Consider the following 24,877-nt stretch of genomic DNA (forward strand, 5'->3'; position numbering starts at 1 on the left):
CCACGCCAGCCTCCACAACCGCGACGTTTGCGAGATCTCGTACAACAGCCGCAAACGAGCCGAGCTAGCGCAGATCCCATTTGGGCGGTATCGCCCGAATGGGTGAAGATGCTCACTCAAACAAAAAACTAGAGAATTTGCAGTGAGCGCAAGCGAACGGAAAACGCGCCAGTTTGCGCCCACCCGATCGCTTACGTCTTGATCTCGAGAAACTCGATCTCGGGATTGCGCCCCGCGTTGTAGTTGAGCGTGAACACGGAGGACGGCAGGTAGACATGATCGCCGTCGAGATCGGTCGCGATCGACGAGCGGTTGGCTTCGACGAAGCGCTTGAGGGCGGCCGGATCCTTGGAGCGGATCCAGCGAACCGCTTCGCAGGGCGCCGGATCGAAGTCCGTTTTCAAGCCGTACTCGTGAACCAGGCGATCGGCCAGAACGTCGAGCTGCAGCGCACCGATAACGCCCACCACCGGCTGGGTGCCGTCGAGCGGGTTGAACACCTGCACCACGCCTTCCTCAGCCATCTCGCGGATGGCGTCCTTGAGCTTCTTGGCCTTGATCGCATCCTCGAGGCGGATGCGCCGCAGGATTTCCGGCGCGAAGCTCGGGATGCCGAGGAACGTCACGTCCTCGCCTTCGGTGAGCGCGTCTCCGATCCGAAGGGCGCCGCGATTCGGAATACCGACCACGTCGCCCGCAAACGCCTCTTCCGCGATCGAACGGTCCTGGGCGAAGAAGAACTGCGGGGCGTTGACCGCCATGGTCTTGCCCGAGCGCACGTGCTTCACCTTCATGCCGCGCGTGAGCCGGCCCGAGCAGACGCGCATGAAGGCCATGCGGTCCCGATGGTTGGGATCCATGTTCGCCTGGATCTTGAACACGATGCCCGTCATGGCAGGCTCGCTCGCCTCGATCTCACGCGTTGAAGCGCGCTGGGAGAGCGGCGGCGGAGCGAAGACGCGAAGTGCATCGAGCACGTCGCGGACGCCGAAATTCTTCAGCGCCGAGCCGAAATAGACCGGCGTCAGTGCGCCGTGCCGGAACTTTTCGAGATCGAAGCGGCCGCAGGCTTCGGCAACGAGATCGATCTCCTCGCGCCAGCGGGCGTAGTGGTCGGGCTCCATCAAGCTCGCGATCAGCGGATCGTCGGGGCCGGAGACGGGTTGGCCGCCCGCATCCTCGTCGAGACGGCGCACGCGCGGATGATAAAGGTCATAGGTGCCACGGAAATCGCGCCCCTGTCCGATAGGCCACACCATGGGTGCCGTATCGAGCGCCAGGGTCTTTTCGATTTCGTCCAGGATGTCGAGCGGCTCGCGCGTCTCGCGGTCGAGCTTGTTGACGAAGGTGACGATTGGGATGTCGCGCAGGCGGCAGATCTCGAAGAGCTTCCGCGTCCGCGCCTCGATACCGCGCGCTCCGTCGATGACCATGATCGCCGAGTCGACGGCCGTGAGCGTGCGGTAGGTGTCGTCTGAGAAGTCCTCGTGGCCTGGCGTGTCGAGCAGGTTGAACACGGCGCCGCCGTAGGCGAACGTCATGACGGAGGTGGCGACGGAGATGCCGCGCGCCTTTTCGATCGCCATCCAGTCGGAGCGCGTGGCGCGTCCGTCCTTCTTGGCCTTGATCTGGCCGGCGAGCTGGATGGCGCCGCCGAAAAGCAGAAGTTTCTCGGTGAGCGTCGTCTTGCCGGCGTCAGGGTGGGCGATGATGGCGAACGTGCGCCGCCGCGCGATCTCGTCGGCGAGCTTGCCCTCGGATGGCACAGCGGATTTTGCGGCGGATGCTGGGGTGGTCTCCGCAGCCGCCTCCGCCAAGCTTTCGTTGCTCATGATGTGGTCCGGAATGTCGTTTTGCCGGGTCTATACCACCGTTTGGCGGGGGCGTAACTACCCTGACCGCCGCCTCAGGCGCTCCAGACTTAAATTTTGGTCTCGTGTGAGGGATGTAAAGAGGGCCAGGGGAAACCCGTGAGTGGACCCTATGCCAGCTCCGCGAGAAGGCATTTCAGCACGCCGTAGCCGAAGCGGCCGTCCAAGGCCGCATGGGCGGGGCCGAGCTTGCCGGACTCGAGCGTCCCCAGTCGCTCGAACGTGGCGTGAATCTCATCCAGGTCAACAGGGTCCAGATCGAGCACGTCATCGGCCGCGACGAGGCCCGCCTCGATCGCCTCCGCGAAATGCGTATAGACGGTCGAGATGTCGAGGTTGCGCTCGGTGGCGATGTCCTCCGCCGCGACGCCTGCAAAATGCAGCGCCAGCGTCTGGTTGACGGTCGGCGAAAGGCGGTTGTCGAGGGCCGGATGCGGCACGAAACGGGCGATGGTTTCTAGAAACGCCTTCCCGTAACGGCGGATTTTGCTGGCACCCAGCCCGGTGATGCCGTGCAGCCCGGCTTCGTCCGCGGGACGCTGGGTCGCGAGCTCGGCCAGAGTCTTGTCGTGGCAGATGACATAGGGTGGCAGGCTGGCGGCCGTGGCAAGCTCCAGGCGCAGCGCGCGCAGCCCATCGTAAAGCGGACGGTCGGCACTGGCGACGCTGCTTGCGGCCGTAGCGGCGCCCTTGGCCTTGCTCTTCTTCTCGCGAGGCGGCGCGAGGCGCAGCATGAACCGTTCCTCGCCGCGCAGCAGTGGGCGAGCCTTTTCGGTAAGGTGCACGGTGCCGTGCCCCTCGTCGTCGGTCGCGAGATATCCGAGCGCCGTGAGTTGGCGGAACAGGCTGCGCCACAGGGTGGCCTCGGTGTCCTTGCCGATCCCCCAAACGGAAAGCCGGTCGTGGCCGTTGCGGCAGGCGCGCTCGCTGTCCTTCGCGTGCAGGACGTCGATCAGGGTGCCGATGCCGAAGCGCTCCCCCGTGCGGTAGGCTGTGGAGAGCGCCTTTTGCGCCAGCACCGTGCCGTCCACCGTCTTGGGGGGCTCAAGGCAGTTGTCGCAGTTGCCGCACGGCTCGCCCAGCGTCTCGCCGAAATAGGCGAGGAGGAGCTGGCGCCGGCACGTGGCCGCCTCGCAAAGGCCGACGAGGGCGTCGAGCTTCTGGCGCTGCGTGCGCTTGAACAGCTCCGAGCCGTCGCTCTGGCTGATCCATTGCGTCTGCTGCACGATGTCGGAAAGCCCATAGGCAAGCCATGCGGCCGCGGGCTCGCCGTCGCGTCCGGCGCGGCCCGTCTCCTGGTAGTAGGCTTCCATCGAGCGCGGCAGGTTCAGGTGCGCGACGAAGCGCACGTCAGGCTTATCGATGCCCATGCCGAAGGCGATAGTCGCCACCATGACGACGCCGTCCTCCTTGAGGAAGCGCTCCTGGGCCGCGCGGCGCACCTCGGGATCCAGCCCGGCGTGGTAGGCAAGCGCCGTGCGCCCCTTGCGCGCGAGCCACGCCGCCGTCTCCTCGACCGACTTGCGCGACAGGCAATAGACGATGCCGGCGTCGCTCGGATGCTCGGCTGAGATGAACTGCCAGAGCCGCTCGCGCGCGCTCATGGAGCCCATCTCCGCAATCGTGTAGCGGATATTCGGGCGGTCGAAGCTCGCCACGAACCGGCGCGCGTTTTCGAGCGAGAGCTCGGTTGCGATCTCCTCACGCGTGCGATCGTCGGCGGTGGCCGTCAGCGCGATGCGCGGGATCTTGGGGAAGCGCTCGGCGAGAACCTTGAGCTGGCGATATTCGGGGCGGAAATCATGTCCCCACTGGGAGACGCAGTGCGCCTCGTCGATGGCGAAGAGCGCGATCGAGGTGCGCTCGAGGAGCCGCAGCGTGCGCTCCTGGACGAGCCGTTCCGGCGCGACATAGAGAAGATCGAGATCGCCGGTGACAAGCCGGTGCTCGATGGTTTCCTGCTCGCGCCTGTCCTGGGACGAGTTGAGGAACGCGGCGCGCACGCCGGCCTCCTTGAGCGCGTCCACCTGGTCCTGCATCAGCGCGATGAGAGGCGAGACGACGAGACCGGTGCCATGGCGCACGAGCGCCGGGATCTGGTAGCAGAGCGACTTGCCGCCACCCGTCGGCATCAGGGCCAGCACGTCGCCGCCCGTGATCAGCGTCTCGATGATGTCGGCCTGGTGCGGACGGAAGCGCGTGTACCCGAATACCTCCTCGAGCACCTTCTGCGCTTCGGCAAGGCTTGGCGCAGGCGCAAGTGGGAGCAGGGCGGCTGATGTCCGCAAGGCGGCAGGCGACATTTGAAACCCTCGGCCGGCATCCGGCGGCCGTCACACTATCATGTCTGATACGGCGCGCGCTTTCCGACAAACGCGCTCCGGAAAACCGGAAAAAAGGCCTGATAGAAGGCGGATCTGTGGGGCCAGCCCACATCGGTGGATCGCATCCCCGCTATAGCCCGATTCGGGCCGCGAGAGGGTTCCCTCCCGGTATCGGAGGCCGTGACAATGGGCTACAATAGTCGCGCTGCGCCAGGGGTCCCATTTCACCCCACCCTCCGACGCGCCATTCGCCAGGAGGGGGGTGGCCCGAATATGCCGAATACGGCCGCGGGACTTCTGGCGCGCGCGTCTGACAGCTTGGCGCTATTTGCGTAGGGCTGGCCCCTTCGATCGCGGCGCGACAACCTCGCCGTCCTCCTTCGTGAAGGTCCCGATGTCCGCGTTCGGCAGGATTTCGAGCACGGTCTCGGATGGCCGGCAGAGGCGGACGCCGAGTGGCGTCACCACGATGGGCCGGTTGATGAGGATCGGATTGGCGAGCATCACGTCGATCAGCTCCTCGTCGCTCCATTTCGGATTGTCGAGATTGAGGTCGTCGTAGGGCGTGCCTTTGCGGCGCAGGAGATCGCGGGGCTTGAGGCCCATCTCGCGCAAGAGGCGCACCAGCGTTGCCCGGTCTGGCGGCGTCTTCAGATATTCGATGACCTCCGGCTCCGCGCCACTCTCGCGGATCATCGCCAGCGTGTTGCGCGAGGTGCCGCATGAAGGATTGTGGTAGATCGTGATCGTTGCCATGGCGGACTCCTTGTTGCGGTCACGAATACCATGAAAAACGCCGGCACGGATGAGGTGCCGGCGTTCTTATGGAAGCACTTTGCGGATCAAGCGCGCGCGAGCTTCGCTGCGATTTCCGCCACGTACCGGCCCTGGAAGCGTGCCCCGTCGAGCTCGTTCGTGCTCGGCTGGCGTGAGCCATCGCTGGCGGCGATGGTGCTGGCGCCGTAAGGCGAGCCGCCGGTGATCTCGGAGAGCGTCGTCTGGCCCTGGAAGGAATAGGGCAGACCGGCGATCACCATACCCTGGTGGAGGAGCACGATCTGGGTGGCAAGGATCGTACTTTCCTGTCCGCCGTGCTGGGTTGCGGTGGAGGTGAACACAGAGCCGACCTTGCCGACTAGCTTGCCCTGCATCCAGAGGCCGCCGGTCTGATCGAGAAAGTTCTTCATCTGCGCGGCCATGTTGCCGAAACGGGTCGGCGTGCCGACGATGATGGCGTCGTAGTTGCCAAGCTCTTCGACGGACGCGACCGGCGCCGGCTGGTCGAGCTTGTAGCCGCTCTTTTCGGCGACCTCGCGCGGCACCAACTCGGGCACGCGCTTGACGTCCACAGTTGCGCCGGCTTCGCGTGCGCCTTCCGCGACGGCTTCCGCCATGCGCTCGATGTGGCCGTAGGTCGAGTAGTAAAGAACGAGAACTTTGGTCATGAGCTCACTTCCGCTTTGAGTTTTGGTGATGTTGCAAATGAGAAAACGCACCGGACGGAACGTATGTTGCGCTCCGTCCGGCAGGCGTCAGGCGGTGAGGTCGAAGAGGAGAACCTCGGCATTGTCGTTGGCCGCAAGGCGGACCTCGGCCTCATCCGTCAGCGCCGCGCCGTCACCGGCGGCGACGAATGCGCCGTTGACGGTGACGGTGCCGCGCGTGACCTGCACCCAGGCCTTGCGGCGCGGATGCAGCGTGTGGGTCACCGCATCGCCCTTGGTCAGTGTGGCAACGAAGAGATCGAGATCCTGATGGATCGTCAGCGCGCCGTCGCGTCCATCGCGGGCGCCGACGAGCCGCAGACGGCCCTGCCGCTCCTCTAGGGGAAAGGACTTCTGCTCGTAGCTCGGGGCGAGATCTCGCTCCTCCGGCAGCACCCAGATCTGCAGGAAGTGCACCGGGTCCTTCGTCGATGCGTTGAACTCGCTGTGCGCGATGCCGGTGCCGGCGCTCATGCGCTGCACGTCTCCGGGCCGGATCACCGATCCTGTGCCGAGGCTATCCTTATGGGCGAGGGCTCCGTCGAGCACATAGGAGATGATCTCCATGTTGTCGTGCGGATGCGTGCCGAACCCGGCGCCACCCGCGACAATATCCTCGTTGATGACGCGCAAAGCGCCGAAGCCCATGTTGGCGGGATCGTAGTAGTGGCCGAAGGAAAATGTGTGCTTGCTGTCGAGCCAGCCGAAATTGCTGGCCCCGCGCGCGTTGCTTTTGCGGATGGTGACCATGGCGTGTCTCTCCTTCATCGAGCGGGCAGGACGCCCTGCCGCGTTGAACGGAGATATAGATATGGTCTGTTTTGGGGCCAATATGCGCAATTAGAACAAGATTGGTTCCAAATGCTATCCAATAAAAAGAGGCCCGTGTGAGCGGGCCTCCCTCAAAGTTAGGCCGCCTTGGCGTCGAGGCGCGGATAGTCCGTATAGCCCTCGGCGCCGCCGCCGTAGAACGTCGCCGGCTGCGGCTCGTTGAGCGGCGCGTTGCGGGCAAGGCGCTCCACGAGGTCCGGGTTGGCGATGAAGAGGCGTCCGAACGCGACCAAGTCCGCGGCACCCGTCTCGACAGCGCTAACAGCGCTTGCGCGATCATAGATGTTGTTCGCGAGATAGGCCCCCTTGACGTGCTTGCGCAGCGTCAGGAGATCTGCTCCTTGCGGGAGGTCGCGGGAGTTTCCGGTATCGCCTTCGATCATGTGCACGTAGCCAACGCCGGCGTCATTGGCGCGGTCGATGGCCGCGAGGAAGGTCGCCATCGGATCGCTGTCGGACATATCGCTGAACTTTGAGAACGGGCTGAAGCGCACGCCCACTTGGCTCGCGGGGAACACCGAGGTGAGCGCGGCGAGCACCTCGGCGAGAAGCCGCGTGCGGTTCTCGACGCTGCCGCCATAGGCGTCCGTGCGCTTGTTGGATCCGTCACGCAGGAACTGATCAATCAGATAGCCATTGGCGGCGTGCAGCTCGACGCCGTCGAAACCGGCGGCCTTGGCGTTCTCCGCCGCCTTCCGGTAGTCGGCGACGACACGCGCGATCTCGGAGGTTTCGAGCGCGCGGGGCTCGGACGCATCGGCAAAGCCCGAAGGCGTGAAGACCTTGGTGTCCGCCGTGATGGCGGACGGCGCGACGGGAGCCCGTCCCTCCGGCTGCAGAGAGGTGTGAGAAACGCGGCCCACGTGCCAGAGCTGCGCGAAGATGTGCCCGCCCTTGGCATGGACGGCATCGGTGATCGCCCGCCACCCGGCGACCTGCTCGTCGCTGTAGATGCCCGGAGTCTGGATATAGCCTTTTCCTTCGGGCGAGATCTGCGTTCCTTCGCTGATGATCAGGCCGGCGCTGGCACGCTGGGCGTAGTAGTCCGCCATGAGGGCATTCGGCACGTCGCCCTCAGGGGTGGCACGGTTGCGCGTAAGGGGCGCCATGACGATGCGGTTGGAAAGGGTCAGTGTGCCGATGGTGAGCGGCGTGAACAGCTTTTCAGGCATTCAGGCAAGTCTCCTCGCTGGATGGATGATAGGGCTTTGACGCATATGGGCTGGCGCGGCCCCGATGAAAGGCTCCGCCATGTCGCAGGGCCAGTATCCCGAGAGCGCGTATCGGTTGTAAGAAGGCTTACGAGAGCGCTGTGCGGCTGGATCATGTGGGCTCCTGTTCCAAGGGCGCCGTTCCAACGATTGTGCGAGCGGCAAGTCACCGCTGGACACACGAACCGATCCGCGCGTTGATGGCCGGCGGGCGCCACATCCTGGCTCGAACCATGCCAGCGGGTCCGGGTCGGATGCCAAGCGCTCGGCATGGCGAGCCGAAGCAGGAGATCGAGGTGACGCTCATCGACCGGCAAAACCGTTCCGCCGGGCCGCAAAGGCCGTCTCCCTTGCTTCGCGTATCGGGGGTGGTGAAATCCTACGCCACGCCGCAAGGCCCGCTGCCGGTGCTCAAGGGTGTCGACCTTGCGCTGGCGGCCGGGGAGAGCCTAGCCCTGCTGGGCGAATCGGGCAGTGGCAAGAGCACGCTCCTGCATCTCATCGGCGGCCTCGACGAGGCGGATCGCGGCGAGATCACATTCGGCGGCGTGGCCCTTTCCACCCTCGCGGACGGAGAGCGGGCGGCCCTGAGGCGGGAAGGGATCGGCATTGTGTTCCAGCAGTTCAATCTCATGCCGGGCCTGACGGTGGCGGACAACCTTGCCTTCCAGGCGCGCATCGCCGGCCGTTTCGATCCGGTATGGCGCGATGAGCTCGCGGACCGGCTCGGTCTTGCGAACCTCGGCGGCCGGTATCCGGAAGAGCTGTCGGGCGGGCAGCAGCAGCGTGTCGCGATCGGGCGCGCGCTCGCCGTCAAGCCGCGTCTCGTGCTCGCGGACGAGCCGACTGGCAATCTGGACGAAGCAACGGGAGACGAAGTGCTGCGCCTTGCGCTCGACCTCGTGGCGCGTACTGGATGCGCCTTCCTGATGGCGACGCACAGCACGCGCCTCGCGGCCCGGCTCGACCACCGCGTGAGGCTCGCCTCCGGCGTTCTCGTGGCGCCGTGATGCAGGCCGCGTGGGTCCTCGCTGCACTGCTCGGACATTGGCGGCGCCATCCGCTGAACCTTGCAGCGCTCCTCCTCGGGCTCGCGATTGCAACAGGGCTCTGGAGTGGTGTCCAGGCGCTCAACGAGCAGGCGCGCGCGAGCTATGATCGCGCCGCCGCCGTGCTCGGAGAAACCGGCGGGGCAAGCCTCGTCAGCGCGGACGGTCTGTTCGTAGCTGAGAAGGATTACGTCGCCTTGCGGCGCGCGGGTTGGCTGGTTTCTCCTGTGCTCGACGGAACGGTTCGGATCGGGGCCAAGTCTTATCGCGTGGTTGGCATCGAGCCGCTCACGGCGCCGCGCGGAGCGGCGGCCGGTGTAATCAACTCAGGACAGAGCGGTGATCTCGAAACGTTCATCGGTCCGCCGGGAGAGACGCGCGTTGCAGAAGAGACGCTCGCTGAGCTTGGCGCGTCAGAAGGTGCGAGCCCGGTCACGGAGCGGGGCGAGACGTTGCCACCGCTCGCCGTCGCAGCGGATGGCGTTCCGGGATTGCTCGTCGTCGATGTCGGTCAAGCGCAACGGGTTCTGGGAAGAGAGGGTCAGCTTTCACGCCTGGTTGTGACGGACGGCACGGCTCCCGATGCAGAGGCGCTGGACGCTGTGGCGAAGGGCGCGCTCCGGGTCGAGGCCGCGCACGAAGGAGGAGATCTCGCGCGACTGACGGACAGCTTCCACCTGAACCTGACGGCGTTCGGGCTGCTGGCTTTCATCGTCGGCCTCTTCATCGTGCACGCGTCCGCCGGCCTTGCGTTCGAGCAGCGCCTCGGAACGGTGCGCACGATGCGCGCGATCGGCGTGTCTCTCGGCCTCGTGATTGCCGCGCTGATGGGCGAGATCGTTCTGCTGGCGCTCGTGGCAGGCGCCTTCGGCATGCTCGCGGGCTATGCGCTCGCGGCGGCGCTCCTGCCCGATGTGGCCGCGTCTCTCGGCAGCCTCTATGGCGCGCATGTCGAGAGCACGCTCGCGCTTTCGCCAGGCTGGTGGCTCTCGGGTCTCGGCATGGCGTCGGGGGGAGCGCTGGCGGCCTCGGCGCTCTCCCTTGCTCGGGTGGCGCGTCTGCCGCTGCTCTCGGTGGCAAAGCCGCTGGCCTGGCGCGAGTCGCAGCGCGCTCAGCTCCGCCGGCAGGGGGGGCTGGCCGGGTTCGCGCTTCTGCTGGCGCTTATGGCCTACCTTGCGGGGAGCGGGCTGCTCGCCGGGTTTGCCGTCATCGCCGGCATCCTGCTCGGTGCGGCGCTCCTCCTGCCCATCGCGCTGGCGGCCGTGCTGCGCTTGGGCGAGCGAAGCGCCACGGGAGCCGAGGCGCGCTGGTTCTGGGCCGATGCGCGGCTTCAGCTTTCCGGGCTGTCTCTCGCGCTCATGGCGCTTCTGCTCGCGCTCGCCGCGAACGTCGGCGTTGGCACCATGGTGGAAGGATTCCGCACCACCTTCACCGGCTGGCTCGGCGAGCGCCTCAGCTCGGACGTTTATTTCGACGCGGCAAGCCGAGCCGACGGCGAGCGCATCGCGGCATGGATCGCAACCCGCCCCGAGGTGACGGCGGTGCTTCCGGTCTGGCGCGCGGAGACGCGCATCGGCGGCTGGCCGGTCGAGGTGCTGGGCACGCGCGACCACGAGACCTACCGGACGCATATCTCGCTGATCGCGGCGTCACCTCGCGCCTGGGACGCCATGCGCGATGGACGCGGCGTTCTGGCGAGCGAGCAGCTGGCGCGGCGGATCGGCGCCACTGTGGGCGACCTTCTCGTGATCCCCGTGGCCGACGCGCTGTGGGAGGTGCCGATGGTCGGCATCTATTCCGACTACGGCAATCCCAAGGGCCAGATCCGCGTTGATGTCCGGGAGCTTGTGCGCCATTGGCCGGATGCACGGCGCACGAGCTTCAGTCTCCGGGTTGCAAAGGGCGGAGTGGAGCCCCTGATGCATGCCATGCAGGAAAGGTTCGAAGGCGGGCTGGCGAGCATCGTCGATCAGGTCTCACTCAAGGCGGCTTCCATGCGCATTTTCGAGCGCACGTTCGCCGTCACCGCCGCACTCAACACGCTGACCCTCGTCGTCTCGGGCGTGGCGCTCTTCACGAGCCTGCTGACGCTTGGCAACCTTCGCCTTGCGCAGCTTGCGCCGGCATGGGCGCTTGGCGTGCCGCGGCGGAGGCTCGCGGGACTCGAGATCGGTCGGCTGCTCGCGCTGGCCGGGCTGACGGCGATCCTTGCCATTCCGCTCGGACTGGCGCTCGCATGGTGTTTGGTCGCCATCGTCAACGTGCAGGCGTTCGGATGGCGGCTGCCGTTCCATGTCTTCCCGTCGCAATGGGTGCTGATCGTCATGCTGGCATTGGTGACGGCGTTCGTCGCGTCTCTCGTTCCCGTCCTGCGTCTCTGGCGCACGGCGCCGCAGGATCTGCTCAAGGTGTTCGCCAATGAGCGCTAGAATGCCCCTCGCCGTGGCCTTGATTGCCTCTGTGGTTTTCGGTGCCCGCACGCTGGCCGGCGGCTTCGCCGGCCTCGGTGATGAGGCCGCCGGCTTTGCCGATGTGGTGCCCGGGAAAGCGATCACGTTCCCCGCGGATTTCGCGGCCCATCCGGACTACCGCATCGAGTGGTGGTACGTGACCGCAAACCTCAAGGACAACACCGGAACATCCTACGGCGTGCAGTGGACGCTCTTCCGCCAGGCGCTGGCTCCCGGTCCGCAACGCCAGGGATGGTCCAGCCAGCAAGTCTGGATGGGGCATGCCGCGGTGACGAGCGCAAGCACCCATCGCTTCGCCGAGAAGCTCGCGCGCGGCGGCATCGGCCAGGCTGGCGTTGCAGCCGAGCCGTTCAAAGCTTGGATCGACGACTGGTCGTTTGCGGCCGATCGGAACGCCCATGGGCTCGCCTCCGCAACTCTGGCTGCGAGAGGGGCGGACTTCTCGTACACCCTCGAGCTTTCGACGGACCACAGGCCCGTGCTGCAAGGCGATCGTGGCTACAGCCTCAAGTCGGCACGTGGCCAAGCGTCATATTATTACAGCCAGCCGTTCTTTTCGGTCACCGGCACGCTCACGCTCGACGGTCAGGAGATTGCCGTCACGGGGAACGCATGGATGGACCGCGAATGGAGCAGCCAGCCGCTGGCGTCCGACCAGAAGGGCTGGAACTGGTTCGCCCTCCATCTCCCGGATGGAGCGAAGCTGATGCTCTTTGAACTTCGCAGCGACACAGATCCGCCATTCCGCTCGGGAAGCTGGATTAAGCGCGACGGCTCCCTCACGCCCCTTGGCGGCGACGACATCGTGCTCGTGCCGAGCAACTGGCGCACCGTAGCGGGGCGAAAGATTCCCGCATCCTGGCGGGTCGAGGTGCTCAGCCAGGGCCTCGAAATCACGACGGAAGCACTCAATCCCGAGAGCTGGATGGCGACGACGGTCGCCTACTGGGAAGGCCCGATCCGCTTCGGCGGCACGCACACGGGCGTGGGATACCTCGAGATGACAGGCTACTGATCCCGGCCTTCGTCGTGGATCGGACGCTATGAATGATAATCGCTTCGGATCAGCCAGCCATGGGGTGGATTACGGCATCACCCATTAGGCACCTGGCAGGATCTGGATGGCGTAACGTTGCCCGTCCCGTTCGCGATAGATGATATGGACACGTTCCCCTTTCCGCAGGTTGGCGCCCATCCGGTGGGGATCGTAGCGGTACTGCTGATGCCCAATGGTCAGGTTGTGCTGCTTTGTGTCGAGCGCTTTGATCCGCCCGAAGGCGTCATGGGCGGGCTCGGCGGCCGATGCGGCGCCTGCAACGCCGACCACGAGCGCAACGGCGGTTATGATCTTCGTAAGTTTCATGGCACGGTCCTCGTGTGATAACCGGCGTGCGGCCGGAAGTGGCGGCACGCCGGCTGTTCAGTTACTTTGTCGGCGTAATTTTCGAGGCCACCATCTTGCCGCCCTTCATCTCGTAGGTGACGGCGACCTTCTCACCGGTCTTGAGCGTGTTGAGCTTTACGCTGCTGCCGACCTGGAACGTGTCCCCGTTGGAGAGCGTGAGCTCGTGCTTGGCGGAATCGGCCGACTTGACGGCGCCGGTCCGGGTGTGAGTGGCGGCGAGCGCAGCCGTCGAGGCGACGGCGACCGCCGCGATGAAAATGGGCGCGATGGTCTTAATGGACATCTGAAGCTCCTTCTCTGATGTCTAAGCCTTCCAGCCCGTGTGCGGGCCTGTGCCCTCCATATGCGCCCGCAAGTTTGCCGCCGCTTGGCCGCCAACATACGGATTCGTAAGGCGGCCTATTTCTGCAAGAGCCTGGTCGTTGGAAATGCGAGCCTTCTTGCTGAAGGTGAGAAAAATAACGGCGCACTCGCATTGAGAACGTGGATCAGTCTCTCAAATAACGCGGCCCGCTTCGGGAAATAAGACCGACACCTTAAGGCCTGGAGCGTGATCCTCGAGGAGGATGCGCGCATTGTGCAGATCGGCGACGGCGGCGACGAGGGTGAGGCCAAGCCCGCATCCCGGCGTCGAGCGGGCGCGCTCGAGCCGGTAAAGCCGCCGGAACACCTTTTCGCACTCGCTCTTCGGGATGCCCGGTCCATCATCGGCGAGCACAGCGCGGAAGCCGCCCGGCTCGCCATGCAGCGCGAGAGCGATATGGGTTCTCGCGGGGCAATGGCGGATCGCGTTCTCGATCAGGTTGGCGAACATCTGGGTCAGGAGATCCCGGTCGCCCTTGATCAGTGCCGGCTTGTCATCGGTGTTCGCCCAGGTGAGCTGATGGCCGGCATCCTCGGCGACAGCGGCATAGACGTCGGCCACATCGTCGAGCACCGCTGCCAGATCGACGCTCGCGAAGCGCGATTTGCGGGCGCCGGCCTCGAGCTGGGTGATGCGCAGGAGCGCGTCGAACGTCTCCACCATGGCGTCCAGATCACCGAGCGCGTCTTCGATGGCGAGCTTGAAGTCCGCGATCGAGCGCGCGCTGCGGCTGGCGCTGTCCAGGCGCTGGCGCAGGCGGCTGACCGGCTTCTTGAGATCGTGGGCGATGTCCGATGACGACTGGTTGACGCTCTCGATCAGCTTCTGGAGGTGGTCGAGCATGCGGTTGACCTGCGCTCCCACGTGGTCGATATCGTCCCCTGGCCCCGACATGGGAATGCGCGCCTGGATCTTGCCGTCCGATACCGCCGAGAGCGTGTTTGCGAAGGCGTCGATGCGGTGTTGCGTCCGCCTGGCGATGAACGTGCCGCACAGCGCCCCGAGCACGATCGTCGCGGCGAGACCGGCGCCGAGAACCTCGAGCAGGAACGCTTGCGTGTAGCGCAGCTCCCGGTTCGATCGCCCAACGAGCAGGCGCCCTTTCGAGACCGGCCGCCAAATGGCCTGGAAACGGTCGTCCGGCTCGCCGTTCATCCACTCCTGCTCGATGTCCGACCGCTCGAGGCTGAGCCACGTTCTCGCCGGTGCGATGCCTCGGACGTTTCCCGCCACGTGCCGGCCGGCCTCATCGACGAGTTCGATGATGAAATCGGAATCCCGTACCGATCCGGCTTCCGCCGCCACAACCGTAGCGAGATCGTCGAAGCCCTTCTGTTCGTCGACGGCGATGAGCGAGTCCATGCTCTCCTCGGTGCGGAGATGGATCTCCTGGGTGAGGCGGGCCGTGATACCGAAGAAGAGGATGGCAAAGAGGCAGAGAACGGTGGTCGTGAACAGCGCCGTAAAGGTGGCGGCAAGGCGCACGGGCGTCCGCCGCAGCATGGGCGTACCCATGCCGGGTGAAAGCCCGGCTCTCGTGTTTTCAGGAAGAGCTTTTGGGCAGTCTTCGGCCGCATGGTCTCGAGGCCGCCCTTCGCTCCCGCGAGGAGAAGGGCAGATTTTCGTAGGCTCGGATCTAGCTCCGCTCATGGAGGCTATAGCCCGCACCTCGCACGGTGTGAATCAGCTCCTTCGCAAATGGCTTGTCGATTTTACTGCGTAGGCGCGAGATGTGCGTCTCGACCACGCTCGTCCTCGGATCGAAGTGGAAGCTCCACACACGCTCGAGCAGCATGGTCCGCGTGACGACACGGCCGGTGTTGCGCATCAGAACTTCGAGCAGGCGGAACTCTCGGGGCTGGAGATCGATCTCCGTGCCGGCGCGTTGCACTTTGCGGGTGATGAGATCCAGTATGAGGTCGGAAACCTTGAGCCGCGTTTCCTCGCTCTTGAGGTGCGGGCGCCGCGCCAATGCATTGAGCCGCGCCAAGAGCTCCAGGAACGAAAACGGTTTGATGAGGTAGTCGTCGCCTCCGGCTTCGAGACCGTCGACACGGTCGTCCACACCACCGAGCGCGGTCAGGAAAAGGATCGGCATCTTGCGGCCGGCGGACCGGAGCGCCTTGACGATGCAGAGGCCCTCTTGGCCTGGCAGCATGCGGTCAACGATGAGCACGTGATAGTCGTCGGCCATGGCGCGCGCGAGTCCGTCCCGCCCGTCGACGAGGTGGTCGATGGTATGCCCTTCCTCCTCGAGGCCTTTCACGACATAGGCGGCGGTGTCTCGGTCATCCTCGATCAGGAGCACGCGCATCGAAGCCTCGCGCCAAGCAGGACTGCTAAGAGCAATGGCTGAGTTTACGCTTCCGATCTGTTCGTGCGCTTACCGGAGTCTTACGCTTTCGTAATCTTCCGCCGCGTGAGGCAGATCCAAGGGGCAAATGAAGACAGCGAGGGCGAAGCACCTGCACCCGCAGGCCCGGGTGTCGACGCGGCGCCACAGGTGCCGGATCAGACGCCTAGCGCCGTTCCGCTTTAGGCGGGACCGAGGAGCGGCTCTAAGTTTTTGTTTCTCCGTGCGTCTTATCGGAAAACCGGTTCCCACTTTTCCGGAAGCACTTTATGGCGATCCACTTCCAAGGTTGGGCGTCAGTCGGCGGCCGGCCGGACGGCGATCTTGATGTTGTCTTTCGGCACGCCACTGACCTGGATGGTCACCGGGCCGGTGCCGATTTCGAAGCGGACGCTCTTGCGCAGCACATCGCAGTTTGGCGACCCCGTGTGGCTCGTGGATTCGAGCGCGGTTCCGTTCTGTACGACATCCAGCCATCCCGAATCCGAGATCGCGACCTGGTATTGCCCGGCCTCCGGGAATGCCTGGATGGTGACAAAGCCTGCAAACTTCTTGTCGTCGTCCGCCTTTGGCGTGTTCGTCGGCTTGGCGGGGAGTGTCGCCTGCGCCATTGGAACCAATGCGAGATGGATGGCCTTGTCCTGGGGCAGGCTGGCGAGCTCGGTCCCGGATGCCGTCTTTTCGCCTGTCTCGGCCTTGAACCAGGACATCTCGGTGGCGAGCGGCCACACGAATTCGCTGCAACCGGCCCCGTTCTCCGCCAACGCGGTGATGGGCGTGAGGGAGAGCATAAGACAGGCTGCAATCGCAGTAAGGCCGTTTCGCATTGTGTTCCTCATTCAAGCGCGACCATGACGTCCGACGACTTGATGACGGCCGAGGCCGTCATTCCAGGCGCTAGCTTGAGCTCGTCGACGGCTTCGTTCGTGATCGAGGCCGTGATGACGCTTCCGCCGAGGTCGATTTGCACATGCGCCGTGGTGGCGCCCTTCTTCACGTCGACAATCTTGCCCTTGAGAACGTTGCGTGCGCTGATCTTCATATTTGTTTCCTCGCTTCAGAGCGTGACAGCATAGGACCGTCAGTCTAACGCGATCACGCTCTGGTGCCAGAAGAAGTCCTAGAGCCGCTCCGGTTTAAGTGGATGGGGAGGAGCTCTAAGTTTTTGTTCGATCGCGCTTCTTCTCGGAAAACCGGTTCCCACTTTTCCGGAAACACTCTAGAAGCGCACGCGCGCGTTGGCGAAGAACTGGCGGCCGGCCTCCGGGAAGCCTTCCACAAGCTCATAGTTCTCGTCCGTCAGGTTCGTGCCCCCGATCGCGGCACTGAAGTTCTCGTTGAACTCGTATTCGGCCTGGATGTTGAGGAGCGCGTAGGCGCCCGTCTCGATGTAGGCCGGTGTGGCTCCGCTGTTGACGATGCTGTAGCGGTCGCTCGCGAGATTGAGGCTTGGTGTGATGGTGAGCTTGGATGTGGCATCCCAAGCCAGATAGAGGAATCCTGAGTGGCGCGGCGTGCCCTCGGGCTTCATGCCTGGCGACAGGTAATCGTAGCTGCGTTCGAGATAAGAATAGTTTCCGCCGACGCGCAGGCCGGGTGCGAGATCCCAGTCGACCGAGAGTTCCGCGCCGTAGTGCTCCCCCGTGATGTTCTGGTTCTGCGTGAGGAAGCGACCGGGCCTATCGGGGTTCGGGACATACACCGACTGGATTGAATCTTTTATATCGGAGTAGAAAATGGCCGCTGACACACGCGCCTGATTGAAGATCGTCTCCGTTGCGCCGATTTCGTAGGTCGTCGCGCGTTCCGGCGCCAGATCGGGGTTGATGAGGGCGGTTCCGAAGCGCGTGCTGTAGCGCTCGAACACGGTCGGAAAGCGCGTCCGGCTTGACACCGTGGCGTGAAGCTTACCCGTATCGGAGAAGCTATAGATGGCGCCGCCCTGGTAGTTCCAGGCATCGCTCTTGGTTGTTTTATTTTGTGTAATCAGATTGTTGTCGCCGTCCCATTCTTCGGCTTTCAAAACCTCGTGCGTGTCGAAGCTCACGCCTGCGATGATATCGAGGCGGCGCGTGGCGTGGAATGTATTCTCGACCGCGAACGACCACGTTTCCTCGACGTTTGACTGCCAAGGCTCGATGAATGCGTTCAGCGGATCATCGGGTGAGTCGTGATTGCGCTCGTTGTGCGTGTCGCGACGGAAATGGACGACGCCCTTCAGCGTGTTCATGGGAATGAGCTCTGTGCCGAGCTCGACGAACCCGCCGTAAGCATTGTCATCGTAATAGCTGTCGAACTGTCGCGTGGAATAGGTCGGGTTCGTAAATGCTCTCAGGAGGTTGTCGAACGTATTGTAGTAGGCGTTCGTCTTGATGTACGAGGCCTCGCCAATCTGGGTCTTGGAGAGCCACGACAGGCTGTCCACGTCCCATACCGGCCACGTCCAATAGCGGTCGTTTTGGAGCTGTCCCTTGCGCACGTTAAGAGGCGCGCTCTTCTCGCCGCCCTGCGTAGTGTAGTTGATGCTGTATTCGTCCGTGGCGTTCGGGGTGATGCCGATCTTGGCGTTGATGCGCCAGTCCTTGAACTCGGAGTGGTCGCGGTTGCCGCCGTCTTCGTTGGGCAGATAGACGGGCGTGAAATCGTTGGACAGGCTGAAATGATCCTGGTCGACGATGGTGCCGCTCACCTGGGCATAATAGCCCTTCTGGCGCGTGCCGGCGAAGGCGTAGCTGTTCCATTGATTGCGCCCGTCGAGGTCGCCATTCATCACCAGGCCGGCGCGCCCTTCGATCTCGACTTCCTTGGTCGGCTTGCGGCTGACGAGGTTGATCGCGCCACCCATGCCGCCCGGCCCGTTGAGCACGGAGACGTAGCCCTTCTGGATCTGCACCTCGGAGATATCCGGAGTGAGGAAGCGCGCCATGTCGAGGCGGTTGTCGGCCGGCAGGTAAATGCGCACACCGTCCATGGATAGCGGCACGCGGAAGCGGTCGAAGCCGCGCACGTAGATGTCACGCTCGTTGCGGCTGCCGCCCGTAGTGTGCGCGGTGACGCCGGGCGCCATCTCCACCGCCTTGTCGAGCGATTGCGTATTGAAGGTCCACATCGCCTCGTTGGTGATGGCGGAGCCGCCAATCATATCGATCTGGCCGAGTGTGAAGGTGCCGATGGCGGGGCCTTCGCCCCCGAAGGCGAGGGTGCCGTCTCCAACGAGATCGCCGGGGAAGGCCGGCTCGGCGGCGCTCGGTGCGGTCTGCGTCCTTGCCGGACGGCGGCTCGTAATCCGCTCCTTGGGAGCATGCACGACAATGGGAGGAAGAGGGGTCGCCTCGTCTGCGGTAACGTCGCCACCGGCCGTGGCCGTGCTTGCATCCTGTGCGAGCGCCGACGATGCTGCAACACAAAGACCAGCCGCCGTGACGGCAGCGAACACACTCCTGGACATAATTTTTCCCCCACAGATGACGCGGCCGCGCGGCCGCTCTTTCCCCTCCCTCGATATATTCATCAAGATATAACGTAAGCAACACATAATTTCCAATGCGCCAATTGGAATTCTCAATGGAAGTCGCGGTTGCGGACGGGAAGTGAAGTGGTCGACGCTTGCGAAGAGGCGGGGCGAGTGCGGTCTTCGTGTCGCTCCGCGTCTCTGAGAAGTGCGAGTTCGCTGCTCAGATCGACGAAACGCTCGGCGAGAACATGCACGACCTCGCCCGCGCGCTGCAGGCGGCCGTGCACGCCGAGAAAGCGTGCCGACATGACGGTGCGGCGGTTCGCAGCGAACACTTTCGGCCAGATGATGATGTTCGCGATGCCCGTCTCGTCTTCGAGCGTAAGGAAGACGACCTTCTTGCCGCCTGGCATCTGGCGGATCAGAACGAGGCCGGAAACGCTGATTTTTTCGCCATTTTGAATGCACTCTGAATCGTGCAGACGCGCGTTCGGCGTCATGCCGCGCTGCGCAAGGCGGGAGCGCAGGAACGTTATGGGGTGCGCCTTGAGCGATAGCCCCGTCGTTTCGTAATCTTCGGCCACGTGCTCGGAGAGCGCCATCGGCGGCAGGGAAACGGCGGGTTCGGGGAAGAGCTCATCGCCGTCGCGCGCGTCGAGAAGTGGAAGCGTTGTTTCGGCAGACGCAGACTGAGGCCTCGTCTTCGCCGTCTCCGGTCTTGCCTGTGTAAAGCCGATCGATGCCAGCCGGCGGGCCGACCAGAGCGCGGCACGGCGCTCGAGCCTCAACGATCGGAAAGCATCCGCCGCAGCCAGGCGCTCTATCGCACCATGCGAGACGCCGGAGATTCCGGCCAGCCGCTCGATGCTGCCGTAGCCATTGCCGCGGACGGCGACGAGCCGCGCCATCTCCGCCTCGCTCAGGCCATCGATCTGGCGAAAGCCGAGCCGCACGGCGAAGCGATGCGGACCTTCTCTGGCGGGTTCGAGCGTACAGTCCCACTGGCTGAAATTGATGTCCGCCGCGCGCACCTCCACGCCGTGGCGGCATGCGTCGGCCACGAGTTGCGCCGGCTGATAGAACCCCATCGGCTGGCTGTTCAGGATGGCGGCGCAGAAGACATCCGGATAATGGCGCTTCATCCAGGCCGAGGCATAGACGAGCAGCGCAAAGCTCGCGGCGTGGCTTTCCGGGAAGCCGTAATTGCCGAAGCCTTCGATCTGGCCGAAGCAGCGCGCGACGAACTCGGGATCGTAGCCGCGCGCGGTCATGCGGGAGATGAACTGGTCGCGATATTTATGAACGTTGCCGGTGTGACGGAAGGTGGCCATGGCGCGCCGAAGTCCATCGGCTTCATCGGGCGTGAACTTGGCGGCGGTGATGGCGATCTGCATCGCCTGCTCTTGAAACAGCGGCACGCCGCGTGTGCGCTTCAGCACCTCCTTCAATTCGTCCTTGTCGCCATGCTCCGGAGCCGGGGAGGGATAGACGATGGTTTCGGGATCCTGATGGCGCCGCTTCAGGTACGGATGCACCATGTTGCCCTGGATCGGACCGGGGCGCACGATCGCCACTTCGATGACGAGGTCGTAGAACTCCTTCGGCCGAAGCCGCGGCAGCATCGACATCTGCGCCCGGCTCTCGACCTGGAACACGCCGATGGAATCGGCGCGGCTCAGCATCTCGTAGACGTTGTCGGCATCGGGAGTGCCGTCCTGCGGGATGGTAGCCAGCGTCAGCGGCTTCTCGTAGTGCGTGCTGAGGAGATCGAGCCCGCGTCTGAGCACGCTCAGCATGCCGAGCCCCAGCACGTCGACCTTCATCAGACCGAGTGTGTCGATATCGTCCTTGTCCCATTCGATGAAGGTGCGGTTCTCCATGGCCGCATTGGCTATGGGTACCGTCTCGTCCAGGCGCCGGCGCGTCAGGATGAAGCCGCCCACGTGCTGGGAGAGGTGACGCGGAAAGCCCAGAAGCTCGCGCGCCAGCAGGACCGACTGCCGGATCTGCGGATTTTCCGGATCGAAGCCGGCTTCGCGGATGTGCTTGTCGGGGAGGCCGTCCGCATGGCTGCCCCAGACCGTCTTGGCGAGGGCGGCGGTGACGTCGGGTGTGAGCCCCATGGCCTTGCCGACCTCGCGGATGGCGCGGCGCGATCGGTAATGGATGACGGTGGCGCAGATGGCGGCGTACTCGCGGCCGTAGCGCTTATAGATGTATTGGATGACCTCCTCGCGCCGCTCGTGCTCGAAGTCGACGTCGATATCGGGCGGCTCGCCACGCTCGGCTGATATGAAGCGCGCAAAGAGCAGATTGCTGGTCTTCGGATTCACCTCCGTGATGCCGAGGCAATAGCAGACGGCGCTGTTGGCCGCCGAGCCGCGCCCCTGGCAGAGAATTTTCCTGCTGCGCGCGTGATGCACCACGTCATGAACGGTGAGGAAGTAGCGCGCGTAGTTGAGGCTCCCGATGATGTCGAGCTCCTCGGCGATGCGGCCGCGCACGTCGTCGGGAACGCCATCGGGATAGCGGTCGCGGGCGCCGTCCCATGTCAGATCCGCGAGGTGCTGCTGGGCCGTCTTGCCCGGCGGCACTGGCTCGTCGGGATATTCGTTCTTGAGCTGGTCGAGCGAGAAGCGGCAGGCATCCGCGATCTCGAGCGTGCGCGCGATGGCATCGGGAAAGGCCGCGAACAGGCGCGCCATCTCGGCGGGCGGCTTCAGGTGGCGTTCCGCGTTGGCGGCAAGGCGGAAGCCCGCGTCATGAATGGTGCACGTCTCGCGGATGCAGGTGAGCACGTCGGCGAGCGCACGGCGGCCGGGCGTGTGATAGTGCACGTCATTGGTGGCGACGAGGGGCGCGCCAGTGCTCCTGGCCAGCGCATCGAGAAGACCGAGGCGGCGCGGTTCGTCGCCACGATAGGTATGCGCTCCGGCAAGATAGCTGCGCCCCGGTGCGGCGTGCACGAGGCGTTCGAGGCGCGCGGCGAAGGCAGGCGTGAGATCGTCCGGCGGGCTCGCGACGAAAATCTGCCCCTCCGCCGCAGCGAGAACATCCTCGAAGGTGAGGTGGCAGTCCGTATGCTCCTTGTGCGGCACCTTGCGTCGGCCCTCCGTCAGCAGGCGGCAGAGGCGCGCGTAGGCGTCGCGGTCCGTGGGGTAGGCCAGGATCTCCGCGCGATCGAGGGTGACGAGGCGGACGCCGACGATCAGCTTCAAGGCCTTGCATTTCTTCCATTCGTCGAACGCGCGCACGACGCCGGCGAAGCTGTTGCGGTCGGTAATGGCGAGGCCCGAAAGCCCGAGCGCTTCGGCCGCCGCGACCAGCTCACCCGGATGGGAGGCTCCGCGCAGGAACGAGAAATTGGTGGTGACGGTAAGCTCAGCGTAGCGACTCATGCGCGCCTCGCGTTTCACATGGGGGTAAGAGAAGGCGGCATGCGCATTTGGCTGCGTGCTTGCCGTTCATATCGCAGCGTATCTTGTTCGCCTCTCTCGAAGCGCTGGCACTTGCAGGCCGATTGCCGGTGACGTTTCCTCATGACGCCTCTCATGCGAAAAGGCCCTGCACGAACCAGCGGGGCGCCGCCGTCTCGCGGCCCGGAATGCCCTCTCGGTAGAGCCAGAGACGATGGCCGGCGTCGTCTTCGAGGATGTAATAGTCGCGTGTTGGCGCATCGCCCGCCATGCGCCACCACTCGGCGCCGATGCGCTCTGGCCCCTCGGTGTGAGTGACGGTGTGCAAGCGCCCGCGCCAGCGCAGGCGTACCGGCGGGCCATCGGGCATGAGAGCGACGACCTCTGCCGGCTCGGCGTGCGGAAATAGGAGCGGCGGACGCGGGCGCCCGGATGCCGGCAACGGCCAGAGTGAGGCTTCGTGTTTCAGAACCGCCGGCATCGGCCGCGCTTCGATCGGCTTATCACTGCGCTCCGGCCAGTGGCTGGCCACTGGCGAAAGGCGGCGAACTTTCTCTGGCCCGAGCCTCTGGCACAAGGCATCGAGCAGCATGCTGCAGCGCCGCGCCCGCTCGGCGTCCTCGGACGTAGCCGCGAGCGTGTGCTGCCGGGGGCTCATCTTTTCGGCAGCCGTGACGGCGAGGCTCAGGGTCTCGAAGCCGAAGCCCGCTTCGAGAAGGCGCGCGTGATGCGCGAGCTTGAGGCGGATCAGGCGGACGACATGCTCTGGGCTTTGTGTCGGCAATGTCGAACTCACCTCGATCCGATGCGCGGCGCCGTCGACGCGGTAGAGCGTGAGCCGCAGGCTCCGCGCCCCGGCGCCGTCGGCCTCGAGCCGCGGCACGAGATCCTGCATCAGGCGCAGAGCGACGGTAGCGATGGCGTCCTCGGTCGTGATGGGATCGAGCAGCGAGCGGGTCTGCCTGTAGAGCGGCGGCACCATGAGCAGGCTCAGCGGCTCGGGTGCCCGGCCGAGCGCTTGGTCGAGGCGTTCAAGGAGGGCTTTTTCGAAGCGGGCCGCAAAGGGCGCGCGCGGCTTGTCGATCAGATCGCCGATGCGCTTGAAGCCAAGCCGGCGCAGGGCGACGGCCTCGGTGGAGGCAAGGCGCAATCCTTCGACCGGCAGCGGGGCCAGCGCCTTTGCCTCGCCGCCCGTGGGCACGATCGTGATAGAGGCGCGCGCGAAATGCGACACGGCCCAGGCGGCGCCGGGCGTCTCCGCAAGCCCGAGGCGCACCGGCAGCCCGAAGCCCTTGAGGCGCCGCGCAAGATCGGCGAGCAGACCGTCTTCTCCGCCCATCAGATGCGTGGCGCCGGTGACGTCCAGGAAGAAGCCGTCGGCGCCGCTCGCCTCGCGAAAGAGGGCCGTGGAAGGCGTATAGCGTGTGGCCCAGAGGGCGAGGCGTGCGAGCGCCTTGGCATCGGTCTCGGGATCGGCGAGGCGCACCTGCAGCGCGCCGAGACGGGCGCGGGCGTCCGCCAGTGTCTCGCCTGCGGCAAGCCCGCTCGCCGCGGCCGCGGGATTGACAGCCGTGATACGCGGCGCATCCGAGCCATCAGCGAGCACGAAGGGCGCGCCGGGGTCAATCGGCGTGTGCCCCGGCCGCCGCCGCTCCGCTGCCAGCCAACGGTGCACCGGCCACTGCGGCAGCCAAACCGAAACGATGCGTGGCATGATCGAACTCCAATACCCAGTCTCCCGGCTGCCCGTTGCGGCAGCGTTCGAGCGCCGCGTGCCAGCGCCAGCTGGAGAGCAGCCCAAAACGGTCGCGTGCGCCGGGACGTGCCGCGATGCGCCAGCGCGTCGCCGCCGTTGGCACGCCCCCGCCCTCGGAGCGCAGGAGCAGCAGCGGCAGGCGCCCATCACGGGCCGCATGCAGAAGCCGCTGGCCGGTCCTGAGATCGATGCGGCCGCCGAGCACCGCCGCCACCGCGCCTGGCCCGCGGGCGCGCATGGCCTCCTCCGTGGCCCACAGCGCCTCGGTCTCGTCCGCGGTCTCGACGAGGATCAGGCGGGCAGGATCGAGGCCAAGGGCATTGAGGCCATGGCCATACGGACGCCCGCAGCGGGCAAGCTTGCGTGAAGCGAGGACGAGCAGAAGCGGCGCCGGGCCGGGCATGCGGGCGAGCAGGGACAGAAGGAAGGCGAAGGCGGCGGGCAGGTCCGCTTCGCTCGCGGGCGCGATCTCATGGACGGCGCCGAAGGCCAGGCCACCCCGTGGGAGATGGCTGTCGAGGGCGGAGAGGCCGAACGGCAGACAGCCCCGCGCGTCATCCCCCAGTTCCTCGATACGGGCGAGCCGGCGCCGCAAAGCCTCCATCAGCGCGGCGCGGCTGGTTGCCCCGGATTGCGATAGTGCAGACGACATACAAGTCTCTTTCTTGCGTGCGATCGAGCAAGAAAGGTAGAACAAATAGAGAACATTGCAAGGGGGAAGATGCGCTAGGCCGTCGGCGTGGCGGCAGCAGGCTAACGTCCGGCAGCAGCCCGCAAAAGCGGGGAGCGATCGCTCACATCCCTTTAGCGGAGCCGCCGCCGAGCCGTTCCTTTGAAGGCGTCTTGCCCTCTAACCCTGATCCGGGCGGTAGGCCCCCGGCGGGATCA

General features: G+C 65.1%; 19 protein-coding genes. 3 read left to right on the plus strand and 16 right to left on the minus strand.

Features of this window, described 5'->3' with window-relative positions:
- Positions 1 to 191 precede the first annotated feature (191 nt).
- The 6 genes from V7P99_RS08605 to V7P99_RS08630 form a co-directional block, all read right to left on the minus strand.
- Complete coding sequence (locus V7P99_RS08605) at positions 192 to 1,832, minus strand: peptide chain release factor 3 (protein WP_333794394.1); 1,641 nt, start codon at positions 1,830 to 1,832, stop codon at positions 192 to 194.
- Positions 1,833 to 1,981: 149 nt separating this feature from the next.
- Entirely contained in the window at positions 1,982 to 4,174 is a 2,193-nt protein-coding gene (recQ, locus tag V7P99_RS08610; protein WP_333794395.1) for a DNA helicase RecQ, read from the minus strand.
- Positions 4,175 to 4,519: 345 nt separating this feature from the next.
- Entirely contained in the window at positions 4,520 to 4,951 is a 432-nt protein-coding gene (arsC, locus tag V7P99_RS08615) for an arsenate reductase (glutaredoxin) (protein ID WP_333794396.1), read from the minus strand.
- An 86-nt stretch (positions 4,952 to 5,037) separates the two neighbouring features.
- Entirely contained in the window at positions 5,038 to 5,640 is a 603-nt protein-coding gene (gene wrbA, locus V7P99_RS08620) for an NAD(P)H:quinone oxidoreductase (protein ID WP_333794397.1), read from the minus strand.
- Between the two features lie 87 nt (positions 5,641 to 5,727).
- Positions 5,728 to 6,429 (minus strand): pirin family protein, encoded by a 702-nt coding sequence (locus V7P99_RS08625; protein WP_333794398.1) that lies wholly within the window; start codon positions 6,427 to 6,429, stop codon positions 5,728 to 5,730.
- A 158-nt stretch (positions 6,430 to 6,587) separates the two neighbouring features.
- Positions 6,588 to 7,682: an alkene reductase gene (locus V7P99_RS08630; RefSeq protein WP_333794399.1), complete on the minus strand. Its 1,095-nt coding sequence runs from the start codon at positions 7,680 to 7,682 to the stop codon at positions 6,588 to 6,590.
- A gap of 389 nt (positions 7,683 to 8,071) precedes the next feature.
- Here V7P99_RS08630 and V7P99_RS08635 point away from each other — a divergent pair, with 389 nt between their 5' ends.
- Genes V7P99_RS08635 through V7P99_RS08645 form a run of 3 tightly spaced genes read left to right on the plus strand, consistent with a single transcriptional unit; the run spans position 8,072 to position 12,256 of the window.
- A complete protein-coding gene (locus V7P99_RS08635; RefSeq protein WP_333794437.1) occupies positions 8,072 to 8,731 on the plus strand; it encodes an ABC transporter ATP-binding protein in 660 nt (219 codons plus the stop codon).
- Positions 8,731 to 11,199 (plus strand): ABC transporter permease, encoded by a 2,469-nt coding sequence (locus V7P99_RS08640; RefSeq protein ID WP_333794400.1) that lies wholly within the window; start codon positions 8,731 to 8,733, stop codon positions 11,197 to 11,199. Before V7P99_RS08635 ends, V7P99_RS08640 begins: the two co-directional genes overlap by 1 nt.
- Positions 11,189 to 12,256 carry a lipocalin-like domain-containing protein gene (locus V7P99_RS08645; RefSeq protein WP_333794401.1) on the plus strand — a complete coding sequence of 356 codons (1,068 nt, stop codon included), beginning with the start codon at positions 11,189 to 11,191 and terminating at the stop codon, positions 12,254 to 12,256. Before V7P99_RS08640 ends, V7P99_RS08645 begins: the two co-directional genes overlap by 11 nt.
- A gap of 84 nt (positions 12,257 to 12,340) precedes the next feature.
- Here the strand turns inward: V7P99_RS08645 and V7P99_RS08650 are convergent, their stop codons facing one another.
- The 10 genes from V7P99_RS08650 to V7P99_RS08695 form a co-directional block, all read right to left on the minus strand.
- The gene (locus V7P99_RS08650) at positions 12,341 to 12,604 is read right to left on the minus strand and encodes a hypothetical protein (RefSeq protein ID WP_333794402.1); all 264 of its coding nucleotides are present in this window, start codon (positions 12,602 to 12,604) and stop codon (positions 12,341 to 12,343) included.
- 61 nt (positions 12,605 to 12,665) lie between these two features.
- Positions 12,666 to 12,929 carry a DUF1344 domain-containing protein gene (locus tag V7P99_RS08655; protein WP_333794403.1) on the minus strand — a complete coding sequence of 88 codons (264 nt, stop codon included), beginning with the start codon at positions 12,927 to 12,929 and terminating at the stop codon, positions 12,666 to 12,668.
- Between the two features lie 213 nt (positions 12,930 to 13,142).
- The gene (locus V7P99_RS08660; protein WP_333794404.1) at positions 13,143 to 14,525 is read right to left on the minus strand and encodes a HAMP domain-containing sensor histidine kinase; all 1,383 of its coding nucleotides are present in this window, start codon (positions 14,523 to 14,525) and stop codon (positions 13,143 to 13,145) included.
- 121 nt (positions 14,526 to 14,646) lie between these two features.
- Entirely contained in the window at positions 14,647 to 15,324 is a 678-nt protein-coding gene (locus V7P99_RS08665) for a winged helix-turn-helix domain-containing protein (RefSeq protein WP_333794405.1), read from the minus strand.
- Positions 15,325 to 15,659: 335 nt separating this feature from the next.
- Positions 15,660 to 16,190: a hypothetical protein gene (locus V7P99_RS08670; protein WP_333794406.1), complete on the minus strand. Its 531-nt coding sequence runs from the start codon at positions 16,188 to 16,190 to the stop codon at positions 15,660 to 15,662.
- A gap of 8 nt (positions 16,191 to 16,198) precedes the next feature.
- Positions 16,199 to 16,405: a TOBE domain-containing protein gene (locus V7P99_RS08675; RefSeq protein WP_333794407.1), complete on the minus strand. Its 207-nt coding sequence runs from the start codon at positions 16,403 to 16,405 to the stop codon at positions 16,199 to 16,201.
- Positions 16,406 to 16,582: 177 nt separating this feature from the next.
- Positions 16,583 to 18,811 (minus strand): TonB-dependent receptor plug domain-containing protein, encoded by a 2,229-nt coding sequence (locus tag V7P99_RS08680; RefSeq protein ID WP_333794408.1) that lies wholly within the window; start codon positions 18,809 to 18,811, stop codon positions 16,583 to 16,585.
- Positions 18,812 to 18,924: 113 nt separating this feature from the next.
- Entirely contained in the window at positions 18,925 to 22,215 is a 3,291-nt protein-coding gene (locus V7P99_RS08685) for an error-prone DNA polymerase (RefSeq protein WP_333794409.1), read from the minus strand.
- 151 nt (positions 22,216 to 22,366) lie between these two features.
- The gene (locus V7P99_RS08690) at positions 22,367 to 23,947 is read right to left on the minus strand and encodes a Y-family DNA polymerase (RefSeq protein WP_333794410.1); all 1,581 of its coding nucleotides are present in this window, start codon (positions 23,945 to 23,947) and stop codon (positions 22,367 to 22,369) included.
- Positions 23,856 to 24,641, minus strand: a complete 786-nt coding sequence (locus V7P99_RS08695) for an ImuA family protein (protein WP_333794411.1) — start codon at positions 24,639 to 24,641, stop codon at positions 23,856 to 23,858. Before V7P99_RS08695 ends, V7P99_RS08690 begins: the two co-directional genes overlap by 92 nt.
- Positions 24,642 to 24,877: the final 236 nt, after the last annotated feature.

It is taken from the genome of Hyphomicrobium sp., from assembly GCF_036780825.1.
In the GTDB taxonomy this organism is placed as follows: Bacteria; Pseudomonadota; Alphaproteobacteria; order Rhizobiales; family Hyphomicrobiaceae; genus Hyphomicrobium_C.

Bases quoted from the DNA above. Each gene is read 5' to 3' on its own strand.
- V7P99_RS08605 (WP_333794394.1), bottom strand. From the start codon at position 1,832: ATGAGCAACGAAAGCTTGGCGGAGGCGGCTGCGGAGACCACCCCAGCA.
- recQ (WP_333794395.1), bottom strand. From the start codon at position 4,174: ATGTCGCCTGCCGCCTTGCGGACATCAGCCGCCCTGCTCCCACTTGCG.
- arsC (WP_333794396.1), bottom strand. From the start codon at position 4,951: ATGGCAACGATCACGATCTACCACAATCCTTCATGCGGCACCTCGCGC.
- wrbA (WP_333794397.1), bottom strand. From the start codon at position 5,640: ATGACCAAAGTTCTCGTTCTTTACTACTCGACCTACGGCCACATCGAG.
- V7P99_RS08625 (WP_333794398.1), bottom strand. From the start codon at position 6,429: ATGGTCACCATCCGCAAAAGCAACGCGCGCGGGGCCAGCAATTTCGGC.
- V7P99_RS08630 (WP_333794399.1), bottom strand. From the start codon at position 7,682: ATGCCTGAAAAGCTGTTCACGCCGCTCACCATCGGCACACTGACCCTT.
- V7P99_RS08640 (WP_333794400.1), top strand. From the start codon at position 8,731: ATGCAGGCCGCGTGGGTCCTCGCTGCACTGCTCGGACATTGGCGGCGC.
- V7P99_RS08645 (WP_333794401.1), top strand. From the start codon at position 11,189: ATGAGCGCTAGAATGCCCCTCGCCGTGGCCTTGATTGCCTCTGTGGTT.
- V7P99_RS08650 (WP_333794402.1), bottom strand. From the start codon at position 12,604: ATGAAACTTACGAAGATCATAACCGCCGTTGCGCTCGTGGTCGGCGTT.
- V7P99_RS08655 (WP_333794403.1), bottom strand. From the start codon at position 12,929: ATGTCCATTAAGACCATCGCGCCCATTTTCATCGCGGCGGTCGCCGTC.
- V7P99_RS08660 (WP_333794404.1), bottom strand. From the start codon at position 14,525: ATGGGTACGCCCATGCTGCGGCGGACGCCCGTGCGCCTTGCCGCCACC.
- V7P99_RS08665 (WP_333794405.1), bottom strand. From the start codon at position 15,324: ATGCGCGTGCTCCTGATCGAGGATGACCGAGACACCGCCGCCTATGTC.
- V7P99_RS08670 (WP_333794406.1), bottom strand. From the start codon at position 16,190: ATGCGAAACGGCCTTACTGCGATTGCAGCCTGTCTTATGCTCTCCCTC.
- V7P99_RS08675 (WP_333794407.1), bottom strand. From the start codon at position 16,405: ATGAAGATCAGCGCACGCAACGTTCTCAAGGGCAAGATTGTCGACGTG.
- V7P99_RS08680 (WP_333794408.1), bottom strand. From the start codon at position 18,811: ATGTCCAGGAGTGTGTTCGCTGCCGTCACGGCGGCTGGTCTTTGTGTT.
- V7P99_RS08685 (WP_333794409.1), bottom strand. From the start codon at position 22,215: ATGAGTCGCTACGCTGAGCTTACCGTCACCACCAATTTCTCGTTCCTG.
- V7P99_RS08690 (WP_333794410.1), bottom strand. From the start codon at position 23,947: ATGCCACGCATCGTTTCGGTTTGGCTGCCGCAGTGGCCGGTGCACCGT.
- V7P99_RS08695 (WP_333794411.1), bottom strand. From the start codon at position 24,641: ATGTCGTCTGCACTATCGCAATCCGGGGCAACCAGCCGCGCCGCGCTG.